Annotated in this window: 21 protein-coding genes and 1 pseudogene; 15 read left to right on the top strand and 7 right to left on the bottom strand. The window is 46.0% G+C overall.

The features are described from left to right. Positions 1 to 18: 18 nt before the first annotated feature. Positions 19 to 2,529 (bottom strand): endonuclease MutS2, encoded by a 2,511-nt coding sequence (locus tag HW447_RS11040; protein ID WP_176255315.1) that lies wholly within the window; start codon positions 2,527 to 2,529, stop codon positions 19 to 21. A 193-nt stretch (positions 2,530 to 2,722) separates the two neighbouring features. Here HW447_RS11040 and HW447_RS11045 point away from each other — a divergent pair, with 193 nt between their 5' ends. The 5 genes from HW447_RS11045 to HW447_RS11065 all read left to right on the top strand — a co-directional run bounded on the left by HW447_RS11045 (position 2,723) and on the right by HW447_RS11065 (position 9,051). Continuing rightward, the gene (locus tag HW447_RS11045; protein ID WP_176255316.1) at positions 2,723 to 4,045 is read left to right on the top strand and encodes a S1C family serine protease; all 1,323 of its coding nucleotides are present in this window, start codon (positions 2,723 to 2,725) and stop codon (positions 4,043 to 4,045) included. A 194-nt stretch (positions 4,046 to 4,239) separates the two neighbouring features. Then, positions 4,240 to 5,184, top strand: a complete 945-nt coding sequence (locus HW447_RS11050) for a 3'-5' exoribonuclease YhaM family protein (RefSeq protein ID WP_176255317.1) — start codon at positions 4,240 to 4,242, stop codon at positions 5,182 to 5,184. A 4-nt stretch (positions 5,185 to 5,188) separates the two neighbouring features. Further along, positions 5,189 to 6,829 (top strand): 23S rRNA (uracil(1939)-C(5))-methyltransferase RlmD, encoded by a 1,641-nt coding sequence (gene rlmD, locus HW447_RS11055; protein WP_176255318.1) that lies wholly within the window; start codon positions 5,189 to 5,191, stop codon positions 6,827 to 6,829. A gap of 27 nt (positions 6,830 to 6,856) precedes the next feature. Continuing rightward, the gene (locus HW447_RS11060) at positions 6,857 to 7,540 is read left to right on the top strand and encodes a hypothetical protein (protein ID WP_176255319.1); all 684 of its coding nucleotides are present in this window, start codon (positions 6,857 to 6,859) and stop codon (positions 7,538 to 7,540) included. 11 nt (positions 7,541 to 7,551) lie between these two features. Beyond that, entirely contained in the window at positions 7,552 to 9,051 is a 1,500-nt protein-coding gene (locus HW447_RS11065; RefSeq protein ID WP_176255320.1) for a hypothetical protein, read from the top strand. A 54-nt stretch (positions 9,052 to 9,105) separates the two neighbouring features. On the opposite strand, the gene HW447_RS11070 is transcribed toward HW447_RS11065, so the two are convergent. The 5 genes from HW447_RS11070 to HW447_RS11090 form a co-directional block, all read right to left on the bottom strand. Next, a complete protein-coding gene (locus HW447_RS11070; RefSeq protein ID WP_176255321.1) occupies positions 9,106 to 10,203 on the bottom strand; it encodes an AAA family ATPase in 1,098 nt (365 codons plus the stop codon). Continuing rightward, positions 10,200 to 10,973: a DUF6414 family protein gene (locus HW447_RS11075; protein ID WP_176255322.1), complete on the bottom strand. Its 774-nt coding sequence runs from the start codon at positions 10,971 to 10,973 to the stop codon at positions 10,200 to 10,202. The genes HW447_RS11070 and HW447_RS11075 overlap by 4 nt, the downstream gene beginning before the upstream one ends. A gap of 388 nt (positions 10,974 to 11,361) precedes the next feature. Then, positions 11,362 to 12,027, bottom strand: coding sequence for a sigma-70 family RNA polymerase sigma factor (locus tag HW447_RS11080; RefSeq protein ID WP_176255323.1), 666 nt, complete (start codon positions 12,025 to 12,027; stop codon positions 11,362 to 11,364). Continuing rightward, positions 12,005 to 12,853: a helix-turn-helix domain-containing protein gene (locus HW447_RS11085; protein ID WP_176255324.1), complete on the bottom strand. Its 849-nt coding sequence runs from the start codon at positions 12,851 to 12,853 to the stop codon at positions 12,005 to 12,007. Before HW447_RS11085 ends, HW447_RS11080 begins: the two co-directional genes overlap by 23 nt. 7 nt (positions 12,854 to 12,860) lie before the next feature. Continuing rightward, a complete protein-coding gene (locus HW447_RS11090; RefSeq protein WP_176255325.1) occupies positions 12,861 to 13,052 on the bottom strand; it encodes a MerR family transcriptional regulator in 192 nt (63 codons plus the stop codon). Between the two features lie 225 nt (positions 13,053 to 13,277). Here HW447_RS11090 and HW447_RS11095 point away from each other — a divergent pair, with 225 nt between their 5' ends. From HW447_RS11095 to HW447_RS11140, 10 genes and pseudogenes are all read left to right on the top strand, one after another. Continuing rightward, positions 13,278 to 13,898, top strand: coding sequence for a CHC2 zinc finger domain-containing protein (locus tag HW447_RS11095; RefSeq protein ID WP_176255326.1), 621 nt, complete (start codon positions 13,278 to 13,280; stop codon positions 13,896 to 13,898). Continuing rightward, positions 13,876 to 15,240 carry a DNA primase family protein gene (locus HW447_RS11100; protein ID WP_176255327.1) on the top strand — a complete coding sequence of 455 codons (1,365 nt, stop codon included), beginning with the start codon at positions 13,876 to 13,878 and terminating at the stop codon, positions 15,238 to 15,240. Before HW447_RS11095 ends, HW447_RS11100 begins: the two co-directional genes overlap by 23 nt. Positions 15,241 to 15,634: 394 nt before the next feature. Further along, on the top strand, positions 15,635 to 15,853 hold the full coding sequence (locus HW447_RS11105) for an LLM class flavin-dependent oxidoreductase (protein ID WP_176255328.1): 219 nt from the start codon (positions 15,635 to 15,637) through the stop codon (positions 15,851 to 15,853). Further along, positions 15,850 to 16,836, top strand: coding sequence for a MobV family relaxase (gene mobV, locus HW447_RS11110; RefSeq protein ID WP_176255329.1), 987 nt, complete (start codon positions 15,850 to 15,852; stop codon positions 16,834 to 16,836). Before HW447_RS11105 ends, mobV begins: the two co-directional genes overlap by 4 nt. Continuing rightward, a complete protein-coding gene (locus HW447_RS11115) occupies positions 16,820 to 16,999 on the top strand; it encodes a hypothetical protein (protein ID WP_176255330.1) in 180 nt (59 codons plus the stop codon). The genes mobV and HW447_RS11115 overlap by 17 nt, the downstream gene beginning before the upstream one ends. A gap of 87 nt (positions 17,000 to 17,086) precedes the next feature. Continuing rightward, complete coding sequence (locus tag HW447_RS11120; protein ID WP_176255331.1) at positions 17,087 to 17,329, top strand: helix-turn-helix domain-containing protein; 243 nt, start codon at positions 17,087 to 17,089, stop codon at positions 17,327 to 17,329. Then, positions 17,313 to 18,935, top strand: a complete 1,623-nt coding sequence (locus tag HW447_RS11125; RefSeq protein WP_176255332.1) for a recombinase family protein — start codon at positions 17,313 to 17,315, stop codon at positions 18,933 to 18,935. Before HW447_RS11120 ends, HW447_RS11125 begins: the two co-directional genes overlap by 17 nt. A gap of 75 nt (positions 18,936 to 19,010) precedes the next feature. Then, positions 19,011 to 19,235, top strand: a complete 225-nt coding sequence (locus HW447_RS18265; RefSeq protein WP_330589179.1) for an RNA methyltransferase — start codon at positions 19,011 to 19,013, stop codon at positions 19,233 to 19,235. A 247-nt stretch (positions 19,236 to 19,482) separates the two neighbouring features. After that, positions 19,483 to 20,745, top strand: a complete 1,263-nt coding sequence (locus HW447_RS11135; RefSeq protein WP_243176278.1) for a hypothetical protein — start codon at positions 19,483 to 19,485, stop codon at positions 20,743 to 20,745. Between the two features lie 114 nt (positions 20,746 to 20,859). Then, positions 20,860 to 21,237: pseudogene (locus HW447_RS11140) on the top strand (TnpV protein). A 4-nt stretch (positions 21,238 to 21,241) separates the two neighbouring features. On the opposite strand, the gene HW447_RS18130 reads toward HW447_RS11140, so the two are convergent. Beyond that, entirely contained in the window at positions 21,242 to 21,373 is a 132-nt protein-coding gene (locus tag HW447_RS18130; RefSeq protein ID WP_279285693.1) for a hypothetical protein, read from the bottom strand. Positions 21,374 to 21,857: the final 484 nt, after the last annotated feature.

Here is a 21,857-nt window from a genome sequence, read left to right on the forward strand (position 1 = left end):
TGGCTTTGGGAGTTTATTTTATTTAAAAGTCACGATAGTAACGCCGTCTCCGCCCTCACCGAATTCGCCCAGGCGGAAGTCTTTAACGTATTTTAACTGGCGCAGGCGTTTGTGGCAGGCTGCTTTTAAAGCTCCGGTGCCGCGGCCGTGTACCACCCGGACGCTAGGCATATGGGCCAGATAGGCGTCGTCCAGATATTTTTCCATGGCAGGAACAGCCTCATCCGTGGTCATGCCGATGAGGTTTACCTCCGATCCCACGGAAAATGATTTGGACATTCGGATCTGGCCGCTGCCGCTTCCATTTCCTTTGGCCTGTGAAAATGTCTTTTTCGCTTTTGAGGAAACGCCGGACGAGCCGCCGTAGGTATGGGACGAGCCGTCGCCTAAGGTGGCGCTTATATCGTCCTCGCGGATCAGTTCCAGATCCTTTATATTGACCTTGGAGCGAAGAATACCCATCTGGACGAACAGGTCGCCTCTGGCATCAGGAAGAGAGCTGACCGTGCCTTTTAAGTTCATGGAAAGAACCCTGACGCCGTCTCCTACCTTTAATTTCTTTGGAGAGACGGGCTGATTAGGGCCTTTTGTTTTGACAGCCAGCTTGTCGTCCGTCTTTTTTAACTGCTCCCTCAGCCTGGTTCTCTGGGCCTCCAGTTCTTTTCCTACGCCGGAATCAGCGGCCAGCTTGTTGATCTGACGGATGGTCTGATCGGCGGTTTCCTTGGCCTCTCTCAGAATGCGCTGGGCCTCCTCAGAAGCATTTCGGATCAGCTTGTCCTTGCGTTCGTCCAGCCGTTCTTCTTTCTGGGTGAGCCGTGATTTCAGCTGAGCGATCTCTTCTTTATAAGAGCGGATCTCCTCCTGCTCTTTTTCGATGGTGATGCGGCTGGTCTCCAGGCTGGCTAGAAGATCCTCAAAGGACTGGTCTTTGGACTCCAGATGGGTCTTTGCATCCTCGATAATGAAATCGGGAAGCCCCAGTTTTTGGGAAATGGCAAAGGCGTTGCTCTTTCCGGGAATACCGATAAGCAGACGGTAGGTGGGCTGTAAGGTTTCCACGCTGAATTCGCAGCAGGCATTTTCTACGCCTGGGGTGGTGAGAGCAAAGACCTTTAACTCACTGTAATGCGTAGTGGCCATGGTGCGGCATTTCATATTGTGGAGGAAGGACAGGACGGCGATGGCCAGGGCTGCGCCCTCGGTGGGATCCGTCCCTGCGCCCAGCTCGTCAAAGAGGCAGAGGGAGCGGGAATCTGCCTGCTGTAAAATATTTACAATATTTGTCATGTGGGCCGAGAAGGTACTGAGGCTCTGTTCGATGCTCTGTTCATCGCCGATATCGGCAAAAACCTCGTCAAATACGGCCAGCTCCGAGCCTTCCCAGGCGGGAATGTGAAGTCCCGCCTGGCCCATAAGGGTAAAAAGTCCCACTGTCTTTAGGGAAACGGTTTTACCGCCTGTGTTGGGGCCGGTAACGATAAGCAGATCAAAATCTTTTCCCAGCCAGACGTTGACAGGAACTACCTTCTGGGGATCCAGAAGGGGATGGCGTCCGTCCTTGATGTGGATGCGGCCCTGGTCATTAAAAACAGGGGCGCTGCAGCGGTACTGGCGGGACAGGGCGGCTCTTGCAAAAATGAAATCTAGCTGGGCCAGAAGTTCCATGTTCAGACGCAGCTCCTCGATGTGAGGGGCTGCCTCATTGCTCAGTGAGGCCAGAACGGCTTCAATCTCCTTCTGCTCCTGGATCTCCAGTTCCCGTATCTCATTGTTCAGCCTGATAATGGCCATGGGCTCGATAAACAGAGTGGAGCCAGTGGCAGACTGATCATGTACCATGCCGGATACCTGGCTCTTGTATTCTGCCTTGACAGGAAGGCAGTAGCGTCCGTCCCTCATGGTGATCACGGCATCCTGAAGGTAGGTGCGGTGGGAATTTAAAATGGTATTTAACTGGGTGTGGATCCGGTCAGCGGCAGCCTTGATAGAACGGCGCACCCGTGAAAGGCCGGGGCTGGCGTCATCTGCCACTTCATCCTCGGAAATGATACAGCGTTTGATTTCGTTATTTAAGGGTGTAAGAGGCTCAAGGGCCTGGAAAAACGGATCCAGAGAGTCGGGAACATATTCGGCGGCTTCCGTCTGCTTTGGCGGCTTCTGGCCCGGAAAGCGAGGCGTAAAGACAGGCGTATCCTCCGCATCCCGGCGTCCGTAGGATTTGGCTCTGGCTGCTACGGTAAGAACAGAACTGATGGAAAGAAGCTCCGGGATGCTTAAGGAACTGCCGATCTCCAGCCTTTTTAAGGAGCCGCCGATCTCTCTGAGACCGGAAAAAGACACGGAACCCTTTAAACGGACCCGGTCAGCTGCGTCGGTAGTCTGGGCCTGGCGGGTACGTATTTCCTCCAGATCAGAGGAGGGGGTCAGTTCTCTGCAAAGCGCCTTTCCCAGAGGAGAGGCCGCATGGGATTCCAGTTGAGTGATAATCTTTGTATATTCTAAGGTTTTTAAGGATTTTTGGTTCATATTTATAGGTAACCTCCTGTGGATGGTAAAACATTTCAGCTTCGCTGTATAACCAGCTCTGGGGCTAGTATACCACATCCCAGGGATATTTTGATAGGAAAAATTCTGTTTCTCTGCTGCGGCAACAAAAACTTGCATATTATGCGGGAGAACCGTATAATAAGAGGTGAGATTCTTCGTAAGGAGGAGCGAGATGGCGGATAAGCAGGAAGATAGAGGAACGGACGATGGCCAGGAAAAACGGAGACAGTTTATCCACGAAAAGATCGTCCGCCAGCCGCCTACCAGGCGGCAGATCATTGTCAGGATCTTTAAGACGGGATTTTATGGGATGGTTTTTGGTGCGGCGGCGGCCGTTTGCTTTGCCGTGGTGAAGCCGGCGGCAGAGAAACTCCTGGGTACTGAGGAAACAGAGCCGGATCCCATTACGATTGCAAAGGATGAGCCGGATGCCACGCAGTCTGCGGAGTCTGAGACAAAGGCAGCTTCAGAGGAGACGGAGCCGGTGGAGGACATGGTGCGGTCTGAAATGGAGAAATACCCGTATTCCATGGATGACCTGAACCGTCTTTACGGCAATCTCCATGACCTGATCCAGGAGTGGGAAGGCGGTGTGGTTTCCGTCCATTCCATTCAAAGAGAGATGGACTGGTTTGACAATCCCATCGAGACTACGGGACAGTATTCCGGCGTGGTGATAGCGCGTACGCGGGGCGAGATCCTGATTCTGGTTCCCGATGAGGCGGTCGCCACAGCCGATTCCATTGAGGTGTCATTTTCAGACGGTACGATTCTGCCGGGCGCGGTAAAACAGAAGGATTCTGTGGCCGGTATGGCTTTGGTGAGCGTAAATGGAGCGCAGATGGAGGACAGGCAGTATGACCATGTAAAAGCTATCGCCCTGGGCAATTCCTACAGCGTAAAGCAGGGAGATCTGGTGGCGGCGATTGGTTCCCCGGCGGGCGTTACCGGTTCCAGCGGATACGGATTTATTTCCTATGTGGTCCGCAGCGCCAAGGCAGTGGATGGAAGCACACGTATTTTCTATACGGATACGCCGGGAGATGCCAGGGCGGGCACATTTCTCCTGAATACAGATGGGGAGCTGATTGGCTGGGCAGCGGAAGGCTATAGCCCGGATGACAGCGGCCGGATGACGTCGGTTATGTCTGTATCCGATTACAAGGGGGCGCTGGAGCTGATGAGCAATGGCCTCCCGGTTCCGTATTTCGGTATCCAGGGCCAGGAGATCACGGCGGCCATGGCCCAGAGCGGGATGCCCAAAGGCATATACATCACCGAGGCGGTGGCTGACAGTCCGGCCTATAACGCAGGACTGCAGCCGGGCGATATACTGACAAAGCTGGGAAAGACGCCGGTGACGACTCTGAAGGAACTGCAGAGCCAGGTGGAAAAGCTTCAGGCAGGAACGAAGATCAGTGTAAGTGTACAGCGCAGCAATGGCAAAGACGAGTACAGGGAAATTATATTTGAAGTGACCGTCGGAACCAGATAAAAACGGAACGGGAGTCCGAAGGAAGCGGACTCCCTTTTCATAGCATGGAGGCAGTGGTTCGGGACGGCGGGAAAACAGGTGCAGAAACAGGAGTCAAGCTCGCGTATAAGCCTGATTTTGCGCCTGTTTTCCCGTCAAAGATTCCTGGATCGCTGCGCATGGAGCAAAAAGAAAAAGAGAGATGAGGTATAAAAATGAGATATATTGAGACATTCCGCGAGGGCATCCACACATCAGATGTGTATCTGTGCAAGAACCGGCAGATCCAGCTTACAAAAACAGGAAAGGAATACGGGAATCTGATTCTTCAGGATAAAACCGGCACTATTGAAGCAAAGATCTGGGATCTGTCTTCACCGGGAGTCGGGGAGTTTGAGACTATGGATTATGTTCATGTGGAGGCGGATGTGACACTGTTTCAGAACGCTTACCAGCTGAATGTACGCCGGATCCGCAAGGCGAGAGAAGGGGAGTATGTGGAGGCGGATTACCTGCCTGTTTCCAAAAAGGACATTGCAAAGATGTATGAGGAGCTTTTGGGCTTTATCCGCAGCGTGAAAAATCCATGGCTGAACCAGCTGTTGTCAGGATATTTTGTAGAGGATAAGGAATTTGCCAGGGCTTTCCAGTTCCATTCCGCCGCCAAAACCGTGCATCATGGCTTTGTGGGAGGGCTGCTGGAGCATACATTAAGCGTGGTAAAGCTCTGCGATTACTATGCGGGGTATTACAGCAGCCTGAACCGGGACCTGCTGCTGACAGCGGCTATTTTCCACGATATCGGAAAGATGCAGGAACTGTCCCGTTTCCCGGAAAATGATTACACTGATGATGGCCAGCTTCTGGGCCACATTATGATCGGTACGGAAACGATTTCCGCGCGGATCCGGGAGATTCCCGGTTTCCCGGCCCGTCTGGCGTCTGAGTTAAAGCACTGTATCCTGGCCCATCATGGGGAACTGGAATACGGCTCTCCCAAAAAACCGGCCCTGTTAGAGGCACTGGCTCTGAATTTTGCCGATAACACCGATGCCAAGATGGAAACCATGATCGAGGCGCTGTATGCCGGCGGGGCGAATAAAGGATGGCTGGGATATAACAGGCTCTTAGAGACCAATATCAGAAAAACAACGGAGTAAAACAGTGGAAAAGAATCAGGAATTTACAGTTACCATTGAAGATATGAGCGAGGACGGGGCCGGAATCGGGAAACTGGACGGTTATATCTGGTTTATCAAGGATACGGTTATCGGCGACAGGGTTCGGGCCAGGGCCATGAAAATGAAGAAATCCTACGGTTTTGCAAGGCTCATGGAGGTTATTGAACCGTCGCCTGTCCGGGCAGAGCCGCGTTGTCCTGCTGCCCGTCCCTGCGGGGGCTGTCAGCTTCAGTTCATGAAATACGAGGAACAGCTGGTATTTAAGGAGCGCAAGATCAAAAATAACCTTATGCGGATCGGAGGATTCAGGGAAGAAGAGATCCCCATGCTTCCAATCATGGGGATGGAGTATCCGTGGCGCTATCGGAACAAGGCCCAGTTTCCCTTTGGACTGAATAAGAATGGGGAGATCATAACTGGATTTTACGCCGGACGGACTCACGATATTATTGAAAACGAGGATTGTCTGCTGGGAGTGGAGGAGAATAAGGAAATCCTGGGGATCATCCGCGGCTTTATGCAAAGGAACAGGATTAAGCCCTATGATGAAAAGACCCATAGAGGGTTGGTACGCCATGCTCTGATACGAAAGGGATTTAAGAGCGGGGAAATCATGGTGTGTCTGGTAATCAATGGGAAAAGCCTGCCTTATGGAGAGCGGCTGGCAGAGGAGCTTATGCAGATTCCAGGGATGACAAGCATTTCCTACAGTGTGAATGAAGAAAAAACCAACGTGATTATGGGTAAGGAGATCGTGAATCTGTACGGGCCGGGATATATTACAGATTCCATCGCGGATGTCACCTATCAGATTTCCCCCCTGTCATTTTATCAGGTAAACCCGGTGCAGACAGAGAAACTGTACGGAACCGCTCTGGAATATGCGGGTCTTACAGGGGAGGAGACGGTGTGGGATCTGTACTGCGGAATCGGAACTATCTCCCTGTTTTTAGCGCAGAAGGCCAGGAAGGTATATGGGGTGGAAATCGTTCCCCAGGCCATTGATGATGCCAGAAGGAATGCAAAGCTGAACGGAATGGGGAATGTGGAATTTTTTGTAGGGAAGGCGGAGGAAGTTCTGCCGGAACAGTATGAGAAAAGCCATATCTATGCAGATGTGATCGTGGTAGATCCCCCAAGAAAGGGTTGCGACCAGATGTGCCTTGACACAATCCTGAGGATGCAGCCGAAACGGGTGGTTTATGTGAGCTGTGATTCGGCTACACTGGCAAGGGATCTGAGGTATCTGGCAGATGGGGGGTATGTGGTGGAGAAGGTGAGAGGGTGCGATATGTTTCCGATGAGTGGGCACGTGGAGACGGTTGTCTTGCTTTCCAAGGGAGAAATCGACTCGAAGAAAGTGCGTGTGGAGTTCTCATTGGAGGATATGGATATGTCCGGGTTCCAGAATGATGCCACATACGGACAGATTAAAGAACGTGTGTTGCAGCAGACCGGCTTAAAGGTTTCCTCTCTTTATATCGCCCAGATTAAACAGAAATATGGTATTATTGAGCGAGAGAACTACAACAAGTCGAAGTCTGAAAACGCCAGACAGCCGAAATGCCCGCCAGAAAAGGAAGCGGCGATTACAGAGGCATTGAAGTTTTTTGGAATGATTTAAGGACTACCAACACAAGGGAGATGGATTATGTTTTACGAACCGCAGACATTGATTATTGTATATAAAGACGAGATGCTTGCTAATCAAATGAAGAAGATGATTGAAACAAAAGATGATACAGATGATTCTATAACCGGAACACAAGATAGCAGTATCAATGTAGTTGCTTGGACGGAAAAGGTATGGCTTGCCAATAAGAAAGCCGGAAATATTACTTCAAAGGTTTTATTCTTGGGGGATATTAAAGGTGTAGATAAACTAATTCCTGTAATCGATGTTAAATTCAGCAGACATGGAATCCGCTATGGATGGGCAGGGAATCAGGCTGTCATCTATGTGTCTCCAAATGAGATTAAATCAGTTGAAAGCTATCGTGCATTTCATGATGAGTTAGAAACCCTTCCAGCACCGCAGATGGTTAAAGATGCTATCAAGCCAAAGGTAACTGTTAAGCGGGAAACGGTATCTGCCGATGAAACACAGGTTGAGGCGCAGCCTGCTGAGCAGAAAAAAAGCTTTTTTACTAGAGGAAAAACTATAGCAAAGAAAGTTGGTCATACCATCGGAGATGCTGTTACTGATGCAAGTGAACGTGCAATGGTTTTTTCGGAGGAGAACTTTAGAAACAAAAAAGATATGGAACGTCAAATGCTGTTCTTTGGAGTAATCTATCTTTATAATGAGGGGCTTGAGGCATTCATGAAATCATAGAGGTGATGGACATGACAGAATTACAGGATGTAAAATGTGGTTGGGAATTTATGGCCAAACTGATGGGGGATGATTTGGCAAGTCGAAGTGCCTATACAGACTATACTACCAATGTATTGCAAAATCAGCAAATAGCCGCACAAAATCTACACATACAAGAAATAAATATAGCAATTGACGAATTGGCAAGAAACATAAATGAACATCCACACTTGAATTTGGGGGTGGAACAATTTAAAGGATATGTTGCGGAAGAATTTGTTTCTGGAACTTTTAATATAGATGCTCTCAAAAAAGGTTCCAAACATATGGCGTTTACATTGCAGGATAATGGTTACGGGAGCGTTGATATAGGCACTAATTTTGGGAAAAGCTATAGTTTGAAATATTCCAACCTGGCCGAAAAGGCGGAAAACTATCAAGCGATACTGAACAAAGAAACTCATTTGCCAAAGTATCAAGGACAGGAGCGCCTTATAGCACCGGAACAGGTTGATGAGGCAAAAGCATATGCAGCAAGACGTGCAATCAAAGATATGTACACTAGACCTGATGTATCTGCCTCTCACAAGGATACCGGAGATCATTTGGTAGGCGTGGTTTCTGATGGAGAGGGAGTTCAGTCCCAAGAACTATCCATTAAGGAAGCGAAGGCAATCGCAAAAGAAGCGAAAAATGGAGGCTTTGATCCGGAGAAACATGGTATCTCCAAAGAGGTCTATCTTGCTGAGGTTAGAGTTGATTATCTAAACCAAGCAGTAAAGGCAGGTTTAACAGCAGCGACTATTACTGCTATCACGCAGTTAGTACCAGAGTTGTATAAGGCAATCGACTATTTGATAAAGCATGGGGAGATCACATTAAATCAGTTAAAAAAGGCTGGTTGCAAGGTTATCTCCACAAGCGGAGAGGCGTTTTTACGTGGTTCAATTGCCTATGGTGTGGAGATGGCAATTCAGGAAGGCCTTTTTGGAGAGGGCTTGAAAGCAGTTAATCCTTCCGTGGTCGGTGTTGCTGTGACGGTTATTCTCGGAACAATCAAGGACAGCCTTCTTGTTGCTACTGGAAAAATGACATCAACAGAAATGGGTATCCAGTTTGTTGATACTCTTGTGGTTTCATCGGGATATTTAGTTTCTATGAAGATAGGTGGTGTTATTGCACAGGCGCTCTTTCCAGAATTGCCTGGAATAGGGTTTGCAATTGGAAGCCTGTTGGGTTGCTCTGTTGCCGTTGTGTATAACATTGGCAAGAAAAAACTTATCTCTTTCTGCGTGGATACGGGTTTTACCTGCTTTGGCTTAGTGGAGCAGAACTATGAACTTCCGGACGAAGTTCTTAAAGAACTTGGTATTGATACTGTAAAAATCGGCAGAGCAAAAGTTAGAAGAACACAGATTAAAAGAACCGAAGCTACCACCAATGTGGGTAGGACATCCTATGAAACAGTAAATATGACTGTCCTTCGTAGAGGTGTGATTGGGGTTAATAAAATAGGTTATGTTTTATAATGGAAAAAACACAACACCGTTCATCGGTCGTTATGATCGGTGAACGGTGTTTGCTCATAATACTTCGTCTGTTATGGCGGCGCTAAAAGCTTCTCGTACAAACTTTTTGATTTGACGGGCGTTGGAAAGACAGTAACTATTTGTTTTGAGTAACGATACAATTTTTCTGGAATCAATAACGGCTCGCTCTCCTTCATCCAGCTTGCTGTACTGTCTTTCAATCTCACGATCTAAAATCTTTTGTACCGCTTCTGGTTGTAAATCTGTAAAATGAATAACCGCATCAAATCTGGAATAGATGGGGTCACCAAGACGTTCACGAATTTGTTCTTCAGACAAAAAGTTCGATGTGCAAATAATAATTGCATTTTTCATCGTTACGGTGTAATTCTTATCTGCAAAAATACCTTCGTCAAATAGCTGGTAGAAGGCGCTGTAGAAAACTGGGTTTGGCTTATCAAACTCATCCAATAAAATCACATTTGATTCTCGCTCAAGAAGTTCCTTGGCAAAGCTGTTTTGATTATGCTTTCCACCAAATAGGTACGAGGTAAATTCTTCGCTGTGCAACATAGAAAACTGCTTGCGAAACAGCCTCTCGTTGAGCTTTTCGGCAATATATTTGGCGGTTTCCGTTTTTCCTATGCCCGTATTTCCATAGAATAGCATAACACATGGTTTACTAAAGCGTCCCTTTGCAACATCATATAATGTACCAATAATTTGCCTCTGGGCAATAGGTTGTCCAATAATTGCGTCAGGGAACTCATGTTTAATTTCTTTGAGCATACCCATATCCAAAACCTTATAGTCTTGTCGTTCTATGGAGTGCTCCGCAGATGAAAGTTCAGCAATATGTTTTGCAATGCTGTCTGGAGGATTTTGCAAAAACAAATTGTCGATGTCAAAGCGGAAAATAAAACTTACAAAGCTTTCAATAAGGCTTTCCGTTAATGCGGGATAGTCGTCCGAAAATGCAACGACATTTTCGTAATAAGGTAACTCCTCATCAGTGTAGTCACGTCCGTCATCAAGTTTTAGTTTCCGGTGTTTCTCGTCATCACGAATTGCTAGATCAACTATCGAGTCATAGCTATTAGGAAGTTTTTCGGTAAAGGTTGCAAGGCTTCCATAGTAAATGTGAATGTTCATACGCAGATCCCCGCCAGAATGACATCGTATACTTTAAGAGATGTCGCCGCACTTGCTGTGGTATCAGATTTTACAATATCATATCCACTAATTTCTTTTTTCTTTTCACTAAACTCAGATTGCATTTCCAGACTATGCTCAGATATTGTTCCAACATATATTGCGTGATAGTCCAATTCCATTTTAACAATATCAGAAATGGAATAATTATTTCTAAATGCGTTAATGTTAAAGCGAAGAACCACTTTTTCTGAAGGCTGTTGAACAATAAGCTCATAATAGCCACGCCCAGAACTTAGTGCCTGATCCATAAGAGCAAGATTGAAATTTAAGCCTTGTGCTACTTCTACTTTGCCATCCGTCATTGTTAAATACGGAGTGAGCATTTTAAAGTAAGTAAACGATCCAGGAAAAGCGTAAGGTTTGCACTTTGTGAAAACAGTTATATGAGATTTAGCTTCATTCTCTGCACATCTGATATAATCTGTTAAAACAGTATTTTCTATTGCCTTGGAGAGAATGGATTGACCTTCTCTTGAGGCATCAGCGCTGCCATCAATCCCCATCCCAGCAGTGATTTTGGTCAAAAGATTGATCTTAGTTCCGGCCTGTGCCTCCGCCCCAGCTGCTAATTGCGTGGTTTTTGTTACTATTTTTTCTTCCTTATCAGTGCTTTTTCCACCGTCTAGGATATAAAGCAAATCTGTTGCTGATCCTTCATCAAAATAAATGATTTTGATGAAAGTCTTTATTTTTTTGGCTTTAGCCATTATCACACCTCCGTTGTTTTCATGTCATGGATATTTTCTTTTTCAAACTACATTTTCAGCTTAGATAATCTTGTATAAAGAAAGTAATGGAGTCCAGATTGGGTCTCTCCCCTTGGCTCTGGGTTTCCAATAGGGGCGAGTAGCATCCCTGTTGGCACACGACTTTCCTTGGAAAGTCTAGTGTGTTATACCTTTGCTTCCGGCTGACGCTGGAAAGGGGCTGGATTCGCCATCTGCTGTGTGGGCAGATAGCGGTTGACAGACGCTTTTCAGCGTCAGTAGGGCAGGCGGATTTTGTACGGTCACGAACGAAATCAGGATTTGCATAGAGAGCAAAATCCGACTGGCCGGAAAAGGAAGCAGAGGTATATTAAAGCCCCGCCGCAGACTAATACCACCACGGCAGTTCCAGCCAAAGGTTGTCCAGCGCCAGTGCCTCAGTTGACCTTGCACGGCTCTCACTGAGATGGAAATGCAGAGCTGTTCCCACCAGAGGATGCTCCATATCGTCCTCAAAGCCAAAACGATAGAGCAGATAAACTTGTTCCCGTTTTGAGATGCGCCGCAGTCCTTCATACAGCTCTTTCCGGTTTTCTTCTTCCACCATCATCTGTTCTGGCTCTGACGCATATGGGTCGGCAATCAGGTCAGAACGCTGCACGGAATCCTCGCCGGGAAGCAAATCATCCAGATTGATTCTCTCCATGGGGATACCATCTTTGTCAGACTGCATCCGCTGTTCAAAGGTTGCAAAAGCAGAGGAAATCAAATCCATCATGGCGTTTCGGACAGCCGGTCCCGCATAGGTCAGGAACTTTATTTTCTTCGCAGGATCATACAGGGAGATTGCCCGAAGCAAACCGATACTTCCCTCCTGGATCAGGTCGTCATGGTCAATGCCCAGCTCACTATTTCCCAGACCAACGCTGATGTATAATTCATTTGCGGTTTTCCGAATGTATCCCAGATTGTTGTGTATCAGCTGTGCCTGTGCCCGAATATCTCCCTGCTGCGCTAAGGCGCAGAGCCGCTCATTGTTCATCCTCTTCACCATTTTGCTTTTTCTGTATATTTTCCATCATGTGAAGAAGCGCCTGCTGTAGTTCTGACAAAGCCTCTTCTTCTGCCAGCCCCGTCTGGGATATGGGCTGTACAATCATGGCAGCAAGCTGCTCAGGAGAAACTGACGGATGCCGGAGGTCTTGACCTTTTGTCAATTCTGAAAACATCTGCTCGGTAAGCTCTTTTGTCATATTCTGAGAAATCCCTTTCTCAGAGGCCATATCTTTTTTGATCTCCCGAAGAACCGCCATAAATTGATTTTGAATATTAGTCAGATCCGCCTGATAGACCGGAACTTTATTCAGGGAAACCGTCTGTGCCGCTTGCTGCGATGCTTTCCTGATGTCCGGCTGTTCCTTTCCTGCTGCTAAAAGCAAGGAACTTAAAGACTGTAGAATCTGATTCTGCGCCGTAAAACCGGAAGCCATCGTTTCGTCAAAATACAGGGAAATCATGTTCGTCAGCTGAGCAAAACGGCGGTTTTCCAATAAACGGCTTACTACCGATGGATTTACCCGTCCAATATAGAGGTTCCGTGCCGCTTCGGCGGAAAGTCCAAGCTCAGAAATCTCATAATTCTTCTTGTCCGGCACGTCGGTCAGGCAAAGCAGAAAATCGGAGGACACATGAAAAATGCGGGCAATGCTGATAATCTGCTCAGTAGTCAGCTTATTTTTCGTTCCTTTCAGGAACCGGCTGATGGAACTTTCTGCAACACCAATTTGGGAAGCAAGCTCTGCCTGCGTGATTTTATGTTCCTTCATCAAATCTTGAAGTCTCTGTTGCGGGGTTTCGCTTGGAAGATATTCCTGTTCCATAGGCGGCTCACCTCGTTTCTTTTCTGTATTTCCCACTTTTAATGCGGGCATCTGCGGGCTTCTCTGCATCTTCCGGGATAATCCAGCGGCTGCCTGCTTTTTGAGCGCCGGAGATACGATTCTGGTTGCAGAGGATGCCGACCCGCCGGGGAGAAATCCCCCATTTTTCTGCAATTTCAAACGTAGAAAGATATTTCATAACCAGCCTCATTGTTTATAATTCTACTTCTTATTATATTCCATAACAGGAATAATCTCAATCCACATTTCGCCAAGAATGCCGCTTCGTTTCTTGCAGTTTTGCAAGATTTCGGAGCGTTTTTTAATTTTCTTGCAGGACTGACGGATTTTTTAAACCATGACCTTTTCTGCCGTACATTGAGGTGACAGGAGAAACCTGTACGAAAATGAAGGAGGAAATAGCATGAACATTTTTGCAAGAGTCAAAGAGAGCGTAACCGTTTTACAAGCAGCGGAACACTACGGTGTAAAAATTCAAAGAAACGGGATGTGCCGCTGCCCGTTTCACGATGACCGGCACCCAAGTATGAAGCTGAACGAGGATTACTTTTACTGCTTTGGCTGCGGAGCCACTGGCGATGTAATCGACTTCGTGGCAAAACTGTTTGATCTAAACAGCTACGAGGCGGCGCAGAAGTTAGCCTATGACTTCGGTATTGACCCGGATAAGCCGCCTGCTGCGGCAGCACTGTCAAAACCGAAATACCCGCTGGCAAGAGCATTCCGGCAAGAGGAAATGCACTGTCAGCGGGTATTGTGCGATTATCTGCATCTTCTGGAAAACTGGAAGGTGCAGTATGCACCTGAAACGCCGGAGGATACTTTGGATGGCCGGTTTGTAGAAGCCTGCCAGATGCTTGAGTACATTGAGAATCTGGCAGACATTTTGACCTTTGCAGAGCTGGAAGTGCGTGTCAAAACTGTTGATATGCTTAGCAAAGATGGCACGATCAGCAGTCTGGAAGAACGCTTGAAGCGACTGAAAAAGGAGGTAGACAGTCATGAAGAACCGGAAATTGCCTGATTCTCCTATTTGGTTTGACGGCACAAGTATCAACGAAGCCCTGTTTTGTGAGGAGTTCTTGCAGACACACAAGATTATCTTCACAAACGGGGCGTTTTTCACATCCGAAGGTCGTGTGACAGATGAACTGCCATTGCGAGGAGAGATTTTTGAGGAACTGAAATGCTGTGCGGTCAGCAACATTCCCCGCAAAATCAGCAACATTGTGGAACTGATGAAGCTGGCGGCACTGGCAGAGGATTTTCCTCCGGGAGCAGATCGGATTCATCTTGCCAATGGGACGCTTTTTCTGGATGGAAGGTTTGTGGAGGGAAAGCCAGATATTGTGCGGAACCGTTTACCAGTAGTTTACCGTTCAGATGCTCCGAAACCTGTCCTTTGGCTGAAATTTCTGGACGGGCTGCTCTATCCGGAGGACATTCCTACTTTGCAGGAATTTATTGGCTACTGCCTGATTCCCAGCAATAAGGGCCAGCGGATGATGGTGATTAAGGGGAATGGCGGCGAAGGAAAATCTCAGATTGGCGCTGTGTTGGGGGCGCTCTTAGGCAGCAATATGAAGGACGGCAGCATTGGAAAAATATCAGAGAACCGTTTTGCACGTGCCGACTTGGAGCATATTCTCCTGTGCGTGGACGATGATATGCGGATGGAAGCTCTGCGCCAGACGAATTATGTAAAGTCCATTGTCACCGCCCAAGGTAAAATGGACTTGGAACGCAAGGGCAAGCAGAGTTATCAAGGGTGGATGTTTGCTCGTTTACTGGCCTTCTCCAACGGAGATTTGCAGGCATTGTTTGATCGGAGCGATGGGTTTTACCGCCGCCAGTTAGTGCTGACTACAAAAGAAAAACCGGCTGACCGTGTGGATGACCCCGATCTTGCAGAGAAGATGAAAGCCGAGGTGGACGGCATTCTGCTGTGGGCTTTTGAGGGATTGCAGCGCCTGGTTGCTAACAATTTCAAGTTCACCGAAAGTGACCGCACCAGAGAAAACCGGGAGGCGGTGAAACGAGATAACAACAACATTTTTGATTTTCTGGAATCCGAGGGGTATATCCGGCTGAAAGCGGATAGTACCATCAGTTCCAAGGAGCTATATGAGATTTACCGGATGTGGTGCGAGGAAAACAATCTGACCCCATTGAAACGCCGCAGCTTCAGCGATGCCGTCATTGCCAGCCAGAACAAGTACAATCTGGAATACTGCAACCGGATTACCAACGCTGCCGGACGGCGGGTATGGGGCTTTCTGGGAATTGAAGCGATTGCCAGACCCAATATAAACGGGTTTTGCAGTGTTTCAGAGGATACGTACGTACCGGAGGAATGGAGGGAGTAAGTTTTTTCTGACTTCCGTATGTATGTACGCAGCATTTACCCACAAACACCGTTATATAAAAAATCTGCCTATCCTCAGACTCTTTCTTTTTAAGGGTAAAAATCAAGATAAATGAGAATCGGAAAATATTTGACCGTTGGAAGAAATCATTTCATGAAAACGTGCTTCTCGAAACAATGAAGCAGATTGATGGAACAGTGGGGATATGCACCAGTTTCACTCAAGTTACACGGAACAGAAAAGTCAGAAGGTGCGGTTAATGGATAGGACATCGGCAGCAAAATTCTGAACGTATTTCATCATAACGGGAAATTTTGCGAACCAGCGAAGCGGTTACGCCAGAGGGTGTACCTGCTTCGCTATTTTATTAAATAAATTTAGGAGGATTTTGAATATGAGTGTACGAAACGAAATCAAGGCACAGATTATTCGTGCCGGTTTTACCATGCAGGAGGTAGTTGACCGGCTCCATGAGGAATATGACTGGTCGGACAGCGTTTCCAACCTGTCTGCCAAGCTCCAGCGGGAATCCATCCGCTATAAGGAAGTTGTGGAATTGGCTGACGTGCTAGGATATGATATCATCTGGCAGAAATGGAGGGATAGAGTATGAGTAAGCCACAATACGCTATTCTCCGTTTTGCCAAGTATAAGGGGCCGGAAATCACTAATATCGAAGCTCATAATGAGCGTACCAAGGAAAAATACGCCAGCAATCCCGATATTGATACGAATCGCAGTCATCTCAATTTTCATCTGGTTGAGCCAAAAGGTCGCTACCGGACGGAAGCAGAAAGTCAGATTAAAAAAGCCGGTTGCCGTACTCGCTCCGACAGTGTGCGGCTGGTGGAAGCTCTTGTGACTGCCACGCCGGATTTTTTTCAGGGAAAGAAGAAAGCCGAAATCAAAGTCTTTTTTCAGGAGGCGTTAGCTTTTATCCAGCAAAATCAAAACCCTAAGACCATAATATCCGCAGCGGTGCATATGGACGAGAAAACGCCCCATATGCACCTTTCTTTTGTCCCGCTAACTGCGGACGGCAGGCTCAGCGCCAAGGAGATTGTGGGAAATAAGAAAAAATTGACGGAGTGGCAGGATAAGTTCTGGGAACACATGGTGAAGAAATTTCCGGATTTGGAGCGTGGCGAGAGTGCCAGCCAGACTGGACGTAACCATATCCCGCCTAGAGTGTTCAAAGAAATGACTCGCCTGACCAAACAAAAAGCCAAGCTGGAGGAACTGCTGGCCGGTATTGGAGCCTTTAACGCAAAAAGCAGAGCTGCCGAGATTGCAGCTCTACTGGATAAGTATATCCCAGCGGTGGAGCAGATGCACAGCACAATGAAGAAGTATCAGGTGGCATTTACGGAAACCACCGTGGAGAACAAAAAGCTGAAACAGGAGAACGCTCAGCTGGAGCAATCTTTAGAGAAAGCAACTCAAGAAAGCACTTTAAAGCAGCTGGCCGATGCCAAGCTGCGGCGGGACTATGCTGACGCCGTTGCTGTGTTAGATCGCCTTCCAAAAGAAGTGCTGGACGTGTATGCCCGTGGTGGTCACGGGAGAAAGGAGCGGCCTATTGAGCAAGATTTATGACAATCCAAAATATAATGCGGCATTTGACCGCTGTATTGATGTGATGGCTAAATTGATGCAGAAGTATGGAACTCAGGTTTTGAAACAGCAAGGAGCAGATATTTCTTCTATGCCGGAGCAGCCAGACACGGAACAAAGTAGCTCTTTCTCTAACGCCGCTTAAAAGTTTATAATTTACACGTTGCGTAATTATTTGGTTGGTGCTATAATAATTACGCAACGTGTGTTTTTTGTTTACGGAGAAAATGCGATGGACTGTAAAGCCAAAATAAAAGAACTGCGGGAAATGACAGGTATGAACCGCAAAGAATTTTGCAAATTTTTTAATATTCCTTATCGGACGGTGACGGAATGGGAATTGGACAACCGTCATGCGCCGGAATATGTTCTGCGCCTGTTGGAGTATTACATTCGCAACGAGGGATTGATAAAATCACCAGCAGAGATAAAACAAGCCGGAGAAAGGAGTGCCAGCCATGAAGAAACGAACTAAGTGCTATATCTACACAAGAGTATCCACTTCCATACAGGTGGACGGATACAGCCTGGATGCACAGAAGGATAAGCTGCGGAAGTACGCCGAGTATGAAGATATGACTATTGTCGGCGAGTATTCTGACGAAGGCTTTTCCGGCAAGAACATTCAGGGACGGCTAGAATTTCAGCGGATGCTGAACGACATTCAAGACAGCAAGGACGATGTTTCGTTTGTGCTGGTATTCAAGTTGTCCCGCTTTGGTCGAAATGCGGCTGACGTTCTCAATTCCTTGCAGCTTATGCAGGATTTTGGTGTGAATTTGATTTGTGTGGAAGATGGCATTGATTCTTCCAAGGATTCCGGAAAGCTGATGATTTCCGTACTTTCCGCTGTGGCAGAAATTGAACGTGAGAATATTCGGACACAGACAATGGCAGGTAGAGAACAGAAAGCCCGTGAGGGAAAATGGAATGGCGGTTTTGCTCCTTATGGCTACAAGCTGGAAAACGGTGAACTGCTGATTGCTGAAGATGAGGTGGAAGTAGTAAAGCTCATTTACGACAGATATATCCATACCAATGATGGGCTTAATGGCGTGGCAAAGTATTTGAATGACCATGGATATAAAAAGAAAATCCGTCAAAACGGTACTATCCCGGGCTTTTCTTCTAACTTCGTGAAGGATGTTCTGGACAATCCTGTTTACATGGGAAAAATTGCCTATGGCAGACGCAGGACAGAAAAGAAAATGGGAACAAGAAATGAGATGCACGTGGTTGAACAGGATGAGTTTCCAATTTATGAGGGACAGCACGAGGCAATCATCTCCGAAGAAGATTGGAGCTTGGCACAGGAAAAGCGTAAAATCAATGCTTTTAAGCGGGAAAAGGTAACTGATCCGGAACACGCACATATCTTATCCGGCATTCTGAAATGCCCCTGCTGTGGCAAAAGTCTTTATGGGAATATTGCAAAGGCACACAGCAAGGACAAGAAAACCCGCTATTACTATTACTGCAAAAACACGGTTGGAGCTACCGGACACAAATGCACCTTCCGTGTGAATATTGAGCAGAAAGAAATGAACCGCATGGTTGCGGCTATCGTATCGGCTATGGTCAATGACCCGCAGTTTTCCAAGGCAATCAAAGAAAAAATAGGCACATCTGTTGACACTAAAGATTTAGAGAGTCAGCTTGCCGCATTGCAGGCGCAGCTCCGGCAGACCATGGGAATCAAGACAAGGCTGGAGCGCCAGATGGATACGCTGGATATTGACGATCCGCACTTTGACCGAAAAGTTTTGGATTTACAGCGCCGGTATGATGAACAGTATGGTAGAATAGAAGAAATCGAAAGCCAGATAGATGACGTTAAAAGCCAGATTTTGAATATCCGACAGGAGAAAATCTTCGGCGACAATATCTACCAACTTCTGCTGGCGTTCGATGAAGTGTACGGCGCTGCTACGGAAATCGAGCAAAAAGAATTTATGCGTGCGTTTATTGAACGAATTGACCTGTATCCGGAGAAGCAGAAGGATGGTAACTGGATTCGGAAGATTGTGTTCAATTTTCCGGTGCCTGTGAATGGGCAAGAAGTGAAAGAACTGCCCTTGTAATCTGAGACAATGCTCGAGACGATATGCTTATTGTCCAAACTCAACACAAAACAACACATTGAAGTGGAGGTAAAGATGGATGAGTTGGATGTTACAGCTGCGGAGATCAAGGCATACGTACTGCAAAAACATGGTTTGAAGGTATCCAGTCTTTATATTTCTCGAGTCAAGCGGAAGTGTGGTCTGGATGTGGGGCAGAACTATAATCTATCAAAAAAGGAAGATGTAAAAGTGCCACAGTGCCCGCCAGAAAAGGAAGCAGCGATTATGGATACACTGAAACATTTTAGGATGATTTAAAAAGATACTTCATTTTAAAAAGATGTAAATGAAGAAGTACTTAATTACACATTCTAATGTAGAATACGGGAGATGAATTGATGTTACTATTTTCAACAATACTTGAAATTAATGATACTATGACAAAGGATAATTTTATTCAGTTAGTGCTTGAGTGGAATCAAAAAGTCCGCATTCTGAAAATATAATTCATGGTATTGAGTGGAACGGCGAGCGGAATATCCGATATGGAACAGATTCTTTGTGGTTGGCTATTGAGGAATACCGTAATCAAAATATAACAGCGGTTCGTTATGAAAAGACAGAGGCAGATGGAGTGGTTTGGGATACAGATTACATTATGAATTTTAGTGATATGAAGATGTCGATACAACTTGATCGTAGCTATCTTGAAAAGGCTTTGGCCATTGATCCATCTTTTTCAACACCGCATTTTATAACTCTTTTGATTGAACACGGGTATTTAAGTGATGATAGAAATCTTCCTATACTGCGAAAGCCTGTTTTTGTTAAAGAAGATAATCTTGAAATACTAATAGATGTTATCAATGGAGATACCAAATATCGTCTTCCAGTTGTTTACATATCAAAAACTTACTATGGAGAGGACCCAGTTGATATTTGGCGTCTTGCGGGTCGATTGAAAGGTGTTGCTCATGTTCTTGTTGAAGAAGGAACATATTTAAATACAAGAATCAGACAGTTATGTAATGATAAAAATGAGTTCTATGGGGCAATTGGTGTATATTTCCCTAACGCTACATACGGGCATAGAAAATATATGTATCGAGATTATGAAGGGGCTGATATAGTATTATCTGAGAAAGTCATTCGCAGTGTAATTCAGTATAGCAATGCCCAAATGATGGATAAGCTGTATACTTGGCAAGGTGTAAATAATGCCTTGTTACGTGATCGATTAAGTAGCAAAGGTGTAGAACTTCTGCAAGCGAAAATTGAAAAAGATCGAGTTGTAGCTGAATCAGATGAATTAATTGAATCAGTAGATGAGGATATTCAAAGTCTGAAAAAACAGGTTGAAGCTTTGACCCGTGCTAATAAGGCGCTTACTTATGAAAATCAGGGATTGCGTGCCAAAATGAGTAATGCAGATAATATGCCAATTTTATTCTTGGGTGAAGAGGAAGATTTTTTTCAAGATGATATCAAAGAAATTTTGTTAGATGCATTGGAAAGCGTATTGTCTAATTACGTTTCGCAGTCACGTCGAAAAGATGTATTACAGGATATTATTGCAAGTAATGATTGCAAGCGAAGGGTGGCAGAACGAGGTGAGCAGCTAAAGAATTTACTTAAGGGGGATAAAACAATGTCTGGTTCTATAAAGCGTACTTTACAGGATATGGGCTTTGTAATTACAGAAGAAGGTAAACACTGTAAGTTAACATATTATGGAGATGGGCGATATATGGCTACTTTGGCAAAGACACCTGGGGATAGTAGGAGTGGTATGAACATTGCATTAGAAATTATAAAGATGATGTTTTAAAAATAATGGTGTTGATATTGGAATATGCCATACTTGTTGATGAAGAGTTAATTTGACATAAACAGGGACACGATCGGCTGGATTCGCAGAAAAATCGAATACAGGAGGTCGCTTATGGAACACTTACCGAAGAAAACCTGTCAAAACGGCATCAGCTACACTCTGGTCGGTGACTATGACATCCCAGACTTACAATTGCCGGAAGAAAGCCGCCCCATTGGAATTTGGGGACGGATGCACAAAGCCTATCTGGCTCTGTACCATCCAGTCCAATACAATGACCTGATTTTGATCGACAAATTATGGACATATCTGGCAGATCTGAATGAGCAGGCACAGAACCGGCTGGATTGCATCATTGCTCAGATGAAAGAAGCTGAGGGAATCACAGAGGAATTGAAAGCCTAGGATCAGATGGCATGGGTCAGGGCAATGAATAGCATCCGCAACCGGGCAGAAGAAATCATTCGGTCTGAAATGATTTACTGCTGAAGCGTCAGTTTTCCAGTTCAGCCAGTTCTACAATAATATTGCTCTGCCGGAACAGCCAGTCCGAAAATTCCTTCGGGCTGGCTGTTTTCTTGTGTGCCGAGCATGGTACTAATCTTGCTGGTGCAAGTCCAGCCACGGGTATTTACCGCCAAGTGTAGTGAACCACAAGTCGGTATCAGTAATGGTATGGATGGAGGAAGTGGTGTAGCAAAGTTCTTGAGCCTACGGACAGAAACTTGATTAGGCGATTAGGCGGGTAAGGTTGCAAGACAAACCGAAGCCCAAAAGGTAAATGTAAACCGAAGTTGTAAATCAAGAGGTTGTTGAACGAAAGATTAGTGTCTTACCTCGGGAGACCCTACTCACATATCAAAAGATATGGTCGAAAAAGGTTGGGAGAGGGAGTCAGATGATGTCATAGTAGGTGTAAAAGTCGAAGGACGGAAACGATTTATAGTACGATTCGTTATGTTTAAAATAATACATTAATTGAGAGAGTATGAGAAAATTTCTGTAAATAAGATTCTTCTATGATAATGAAGGGTGGGAAACTTCTAAATCAGGTTTTTCACCCTTGTTTTATATATAACAGGTACTTCCATGCATGTCAAGAGCAGGCG

The organism is Enterocloster alcoholdehydrogenati, assembly GCF_013282095.1.
Taxonomy (GTDB): Bacteria; Bacillota; Clostridia; order Lachnospirales; family Lachnospiraceae; genus Enterocloster; species Enterocloster alcoholdehydrogenati.